4 protein-coding genes and 1 pseudogene are annotated in these 5,743 nt (G+C 72.3%); 1 reads left to right on the top strand and 4 read right to left on the bottom strand.

The window, feature by feature from the left end; genetic code table 11:
* Positions 1-71: 71 nt before the first annotated feature.
* Positions 72-1,628: an adenylate/guanylate cyclase domain-containing protein gene (locus B4M60_RS13950; protein WP_414646809.1), complete on the bottom strand. Its 1,557-nt coding sequence runs from the start codon at positions 1,626-1,628 to the stop codon at positions 72-74.
* 241 nt (positions 1,629-1,869) lie between these two features.
* On the opposite strand from B4M60_RS13950, the gene B4M60_RS13945 reads away from it, so the two are divergent.
* Positions 1,870-3,375, top strand: coding sequence for a DEAD/DEAH box helicase (locus tag B4M60_RS13945; RefSeq protein ID WP_291085275.1), 1,506 nt, complete (start codon positions 1,870-1,872; stop codon positions 3,373-3,375).
* Between the two features lie 36 nt (positions 3,376-3,411).
* On the opposite strand, the gene B4M60_RS13940 is transcribed toward B4M60_RS13945, so the two are convergent.
* The 3 genes and pseudogenes from B4M60_RS13940 to B4M60_RS13930 form a co-directional block, all read right to left on the bottom strand.
* Positions 3,412-4,236: a thioesterase family protein gene (locus tag B4M60_RS13940; RefSeq protein WP_291085273.1), complete on the bottom strand. Its 825-nt coding sequence runs from the start codon at positions 4,234-4,236 to the stop codon at positions 3,412-3,414.
* A gap of 23 nt (positions 4,237-4,259) precedes the next feature.
* On the bottom strand, positions 4,260-5,465 hold the full coding sequence (locus B4M60_RS13935) for a fatty acid desaturase family protein (protein ID WP_291085271.1): 1,206 nt from the start codon (positions 5,463-5,465) through the stop codon (positions 4,260-4,262).
* A 92-nt stretch (positions 5,466-5,557) separates the two neighbouring features.
* Positions 5,558-5,743 (bottom strand): annotated as a pseudogene (locus B4M60_RS13930) (alkane 1-monooxygenase); the annotation flags it as partial.

The following is a 5,743-nucleotide window of genomic DNA, read 5'->3' as shown; positions in this document are numbered from 1 at the left end:
TCGTTAGTCGCCGCCCTTCGTTAGACGCCGCCCTTCGTTAGACGCCGGGCTGCGTTGGACGACGGGCTGTGTCAGCGGCCGCTGGGCACGCGCAGTTCGGTGGGCCGGGTCCTGCCGCGGACCACCTCCGAGCCGATCGCGTCCCAGCGCCCACCCTCGGCGCGGTCCGCCGCGGCGACGGCGGCCCCGGAGGCCAGGACGAGCCCGGGCTGGTCCTTGGCCAGCTCGCTCAACCGGGACGCCTCGTTGACCGCGTCCCCGATCACCGTGTACTCGAAGCGGTCGGCGGCGCCGACGTAGCCGGCCACGACGTCCCCGAAGGACGCCCCGATCCCCGCCCGGCACCCGGGCACGCTGTCGGGGAGGCGCCGGGAGAGGGCGCGGGCGCAGGCCAGGGCCGCGGTGGCGGGGTCGTCCATGGGGCGGGGCGCGCCGAACACCACCAGGGCGGCGTCGCCGAGGAAGCTGTCCACCACGCCGTCGTACTCATCGACCGTGTCCACCACCACGCGGAAGAACCGGTTGAGCACCTCGACCACCTCCGCCGCCTCGGTCCTCGAGGCCATCTCGGTGGATCCGATGATGTCCACGAACACCACGCCCACCCGGGTGCCGATACCGCCCAACTCGGGGTCCCGCAGCTCGGCGGCCTCGGCGACGTCGCGACCGACGTGGCGACCGAACAGGTCGCGGAGCCGTTCGCGCTCCTCCAGGCCGGCGGCCATCCGGTTGAACCCGCGCTGCAGTTCGCCGAGTTCCGTCCCGTCGTAGACCACCACCCGCCGGGACAGCCTCCCCGCCGTGACGTCCTCCATCGCCCACCGGACGCTGCGGAGCGGCCCGAGCATGGAGCCCGTGGCCAGGGAGATGAGCAGGAAGCCCGCCAGCAGGGAGGTCGCGCCGAGCGCCAGGACGATGACGGCGAACCTCTCCAGCGTCAGCGCCCGACCCGCCAGGGTGTAGACCGCCACGATGAGCAGACCCACGATGGGGACTCCGCTGCCGACCGCCCAGGCCACCCGGACCCGGGTCAGCGCCCCGAGGAACCGGGCGCGGGGGGCTGGGCCGCCGGCCAGGGCGACCGCGGCGATGGGGCGGAGGCCGAAGTCGGAGAGCAGGAACGCCGCGCCGCACACGACCATCCCGGCAAAGACCACCGTGAAGCCCACCGACGGGACCGCCTCGGGGTCGACCATCCCGAAGGCCGGCGTGACCACGGCCGCGCCGAGCAGCCACAGGAAGGCCTGGATGAGCGTGATGCGGGCGGGCACCCGGAGCGTGCCGACCCGCTCGCTCCCGGTGGGCTCGCGACCGTCGAGGAACCAGCGCACTCGGCGGTAGACGGCGCTGCGGACCCAGACCCCTCCCACGATGATCGCCAGGGACACGTACACGGGGACGACGATCGCGGTGGGGACCAGGAACTCCCTGGACGCCAGCCTGGGGCCGGGGAGGACGAACAGGATCAGGACGGTCGCGACCGCCACACCGACGAAGTTCGCCGCTAGAAGGGTCAGCGCGAGCAGCACCCGGACACGCAGGGTCCGCTGGCGGGTGGACTGCTCCTCGCTGCCGAGCAGCACCGAACCCAGGTCCGGGCGTCGCAGCAGTGAGAGGTCGGGGCGCACGCCTGCCATCGTGCCACCGGCGGTGTGGCGGCCGTGGGTCCCTCGTCACACTTGTGCCGGGAGGCTGGGGTATCGGGCCCCGGTGTGCGTAGGGTGGACAGGTCGGCCCGCACCACTCTTGCCTCGGGCCGCGTCGGTTGTCGACCTCCCCGTGGTCGCGCACCGGGCACGCCGCCCAGAGCGGCGTGTGTTCCAGGAGCGCGCCGGGCAAGACGCCATCACTATTTACGGAGTTTCCTCCTTGTCTCGTACCTTCGCCGACCTCGGTGTGCCCTCCCCCCTGCTCGACGTCCTCTCGGGCGGCGGCATCATCTCTCCCACCCCCATCCAGTCGGCCACGCTGCCCGACGCCATGTCGGGGCGCGACGTCCTCGGCCGTGGCCGCACCGGCTCCGGCAAGACCTACGCGTTCTGCCTCCCGCTGGTCACCCGGCTCGCGGCCTCCGCCCCGGCCGGTGGCCGGCGCACCCGCAACGCGCCGCGCGGCCTGATCCTCGCGCCCACCCGCGAGCTCGCCCGCCAGATCGACGAGACCCTGGCACCGCTCGCCGAGGCCATGGGCCTGAGGACCACCGTGATCTTCGGCGGCGTCACCCAGGGCCGCCAGGTGGCCGCCCTCGACCGCGGCGTCGACATCGTGGTGGCCTGCCCGGGCCGGCTCGAGGACCTCATGGGGCAGAAGCACTGCCGCATGGACTCCATCGAGGTGAGCGTCCTGGACGAGGCGGACCACATGGCCGACCTCGGGTTCCTGCCCGGGGTCACCCGCATCCTCGCGGCCACGCCCCGGGGCGCCCAGCGCCTCCTCTTCTCCGCGACCCTCGACCAGGGGGTGGACAAGCTGGTGAAGAAGTTCCTCGACAACCCGGTCGTGCACGAGGTCGACGACGGCTCCGCGACCCCCGGCGCGACCGCGCACCACGTCTTCCACGTGGACCCGGACGACCGTGTCCGCGCGTTGGCGGACCTCGCCGAGGCGCACGACCGGACCGTCATGTTCACGCGCACCAAGCACGGCGCCAAGCGGCTGGCCAAGCAGCTCACCGGCCGCGGCGTGTCCAGCGTGGACCTGCACGGCAACCTGTCGCAGAACGCGCGCGTCCGCAATCTCGACGCGTTCTCCTCCGGTCAGGCGACCGTGCTCGTGGCCACCGACATCGCCGCGCGCGGCATCCACGTCGACGACGTCGGGCTGGTCGTCCACGCCGATCCGCCGGCCGAGCACAAGGCGTACGTCCACCGCTCGGGCCGCACCGCGCGTGCGGGTGCGGTCGGCACCGTGGTCACCGTCGCCACCTCGGATCAGGTCCGCGAGGTGCGATCGCTCCTGCGATCGGCCGGCGTCACCGCCGGCGAGATCGTGCTCCCCGTGGGCGCGAACGCCGCCACCGCGCTGGCCGAGGCCCCCGAGCCGCCCGCCCACGTCCCCGGGGACGTGGAACCGGAGGGTCGGGGCCAGGCCCGCCAGGACCGCGGGCAGGGCCGGCAGAGCCAGAACCGTCAGCGCCAGGGTCAGGGACAGGGCCAGGGCGCCCGGAGCCAGCCCCGGAGCCAGGACGGCCGCGGCGGCCAGCGCCGACAGGCCGACGGCGCCCAGGGTTCGGGCCGTCCGGCATCCGGTGGCCAGCGCACGGGCGGACAGCGCTCGGGCGGCGGCCAGCGGACCGGTGCCCAGCACTCGATCGGACAGGCCGCGGGCCAGTCCCGCGGTGGCGAGCGTCGCCGCTCCTCCCGCGCGGCCGGCTGACGCCCGCCCCGTCGACTGATCCTCAGCCGCCGGACCTCACCCGAACACGGTGATGGTCTGGCGGCTGATCGCCATCAGGGAGCCGTCCGGGTGCCACATCATGGCGTGGGTGTGCGCGTAGCCGTCGCGCGCCGCGTCGGTGGTCGCCTCGTAGGCGAGGACGGCCCCCGCGGGGACGGTGTCCGGTCCGATCTCCGCGACCAACTCGAGCGTCCACGTCAGGCTGCTGGCCGGGGCGAAGCCGGACAGCATCTGGATGGTCGCCGGCGGCCACGCGTCCGCGAGCACCACGAGGTGCTCCTCGTGGAACTCCTCCGGCGGCTCCCGGAGCGCCGACCAGCCCGAGAGGCCGCTGGACCCGGCCCCGCTGAACGGCACCGAGCCGCCCACCTGGCGTAGTTCGACGAAGCGGTAGAACTCCGGGGTGAGGCCCTCGATGTACGGGAACGCCTCGATCGACTCCGCCGCCGGCATGCCGGGCATGGGGTGGGTCGGCGTCACGGAGATCGACGACTCGCGGTGCCGGCCGAACGCCGCCAGCGCGGTGGCGACGAGCTCGCCCCCCTGCCGCAGGGTGGCCTGGCACTGGACCACGTTGGAGCCGACCCTCAGCACCTCGGCGTCGATCTCGACGGCGCCGGTGGTGGCGGGCCCGATGAAGGACACCGTCATCGACCTCAGGGGGTGCGGGGCGGACCCACGGGGGTCGTCCCCGGAGGAGCCGCGCAGCCGACCCTTGATCGCGGCCAGCAGCAGCGCCCCGGTGAGGCCACCGTAGATGGCCCTACCCTGTGTCCACCCGTCCTCGACCTCGACGGTTCCGCCTCTCGCGGCGGCGTCGAGCATGCTGTTCAGCGACATGCCGGACAGTCTGCCAAAGAGGGTCAGCGGGCCAGCTGGGCGCGCCCCTTGCGGAACGAGGCCAGCGCGGTCGCCAGGCCCGGCATCGGCGGCATCCGGTCGAACATCCTCTCGCTCCGCGTCTCGGCCGCATCGTCGGCGGACCGACGCAGGTAGCGGTCGGGCAGGGAGAGCCGCGCGATGGTCCGCCAGGACTGGAGGTACTGCTTCCACAGGGGCCCGCTGACATACGGCAGGTCGTAGCGCTGACACAGCTCGCGCACGCGCAGGGAGATCTCGGAGTACCGGTTGGACGGCAGGTCCGGGAACATGTGGTGCTCGATCTGGAACGACAGGTTTCCCGAGAGGAGGTTCATGACCGGGCCGCCGTCGAGGTTGGCGCTCCCGAGCATCTGCCTCAGGTACCACTCCGCCTGCGTCTCGGTCTCTACATCCTTAGAGGTGAACTTCTCCGCGCCGTCCGGGAAGTGGCCGCAGAAGATCACGGCGTTCGTCCAGATGTTGCGCAGGATGTTGGCGGTGACCGCGGCGGTGAACGCCTGCCGCCCCGACGGGCCGGCGAGCACCGGGAAGAGGATGTAGTCCTTGAGGACCTGGCTTCCCGCCTTCTTCAGGAACGCCTCGGCGACGCGCCTGTCCGCGGGGGTCGCCCCGGACCCCGGGAACGCGTCCTGGAAACGGACGTTCTGCAGGCCGATCCCCCACTCGAAACCCGCCATCAGGATGGCGTTGACCAACAGGTTCGCCGAGTACCTGGGCTCCCAGGGCACGTCGCGCGTGACCCGCAGGACGCCGAAGCCCACGTCGTCGTCCATCCCCACGATGTTGGTGTACTTGTGGTGCAGGTAGTTGTGGGTGTGCTTCCAGTCCGCCGAGCTGCCGACCAGGTCCCACTCCCACGTGGTGGAGTGGATCTCCGGATCGTTCATCCAGTCCCACTGCCCGTGGAGGACGTTGTGCCCGATCTCCATGTTCTCGAGGATCTTGGCCACCGCCAGCGCGCCGGTCCCCAGGACCCACGCCGTGCGGTTCCGGGCCCCGATGTACAGGATCGCCCGGGCGCCGAGCTCGATCCCGCGCTGCATGCGGATCACGCCGTGGATATAGCGGAAGTCGCGCTCCCCACGCGAGGCGATGACGTCCGCCCGGATCGCGTCGAGCTCCCGCCCCAGTTCCTCGACCTGCTCGGGAGAGAGATGGGCGTACTCGCCTACATCAGAGATGGCCATGGATCAACTCTAGGCTGGTTCGGTGGGCGCCAACCACCTCTGGGACCACGCGACGGTGAATTCGTGACCAAGCGCACCCGCCTGCGGAGACGTCAGTCACTCCACGCCTTCCGCAGCACCTCGAGCGAGCCGTGGACACGCTCGCGGGTGGACCCGACGGGCGCGATCATCAGCTCGTCCGCGCCCGCGCGACGGGCGAAGTCGCGCAGGTACCCGCGGACCGCGGGGCCGTCACCGACCGCCGTGTAGTGGATCATGTGCAGGATCTGGCGACCGGC

This window comes from Dietzia sp. UBA5065 (assembly GCA_002415925.1).
Taxonomy (GTDB): Bacteria; Actinomycetota; Actinomycetes; order Mycobacteriales; family Mycobacteriaceae; genus Dietzia.
The sequence above is the reverse complement of the archived record's forward strand: the minus strand, read 5'-3'. Positions and strand labels throughout refer to the sequence as shown.

What these genes read in the sequence shown, in the direction of transcription:
- B4M60_RS13940 (WP_291085273.1), bottom strand. Translation starts at nt 4,236, where the DNA reads ATGTCGCTGAACAGCATGCTCGACGCCGCCGCGAGAGGCGGAACCGTC.
- B4M60_RS13935 (WP_291085271.1), bottom strand. Translation starts at nt 5,465, where the DNA reads ATGGCCATCTCTGATGTAGGCGAGTACGCCCATCTCTCTCCCGAGCAG.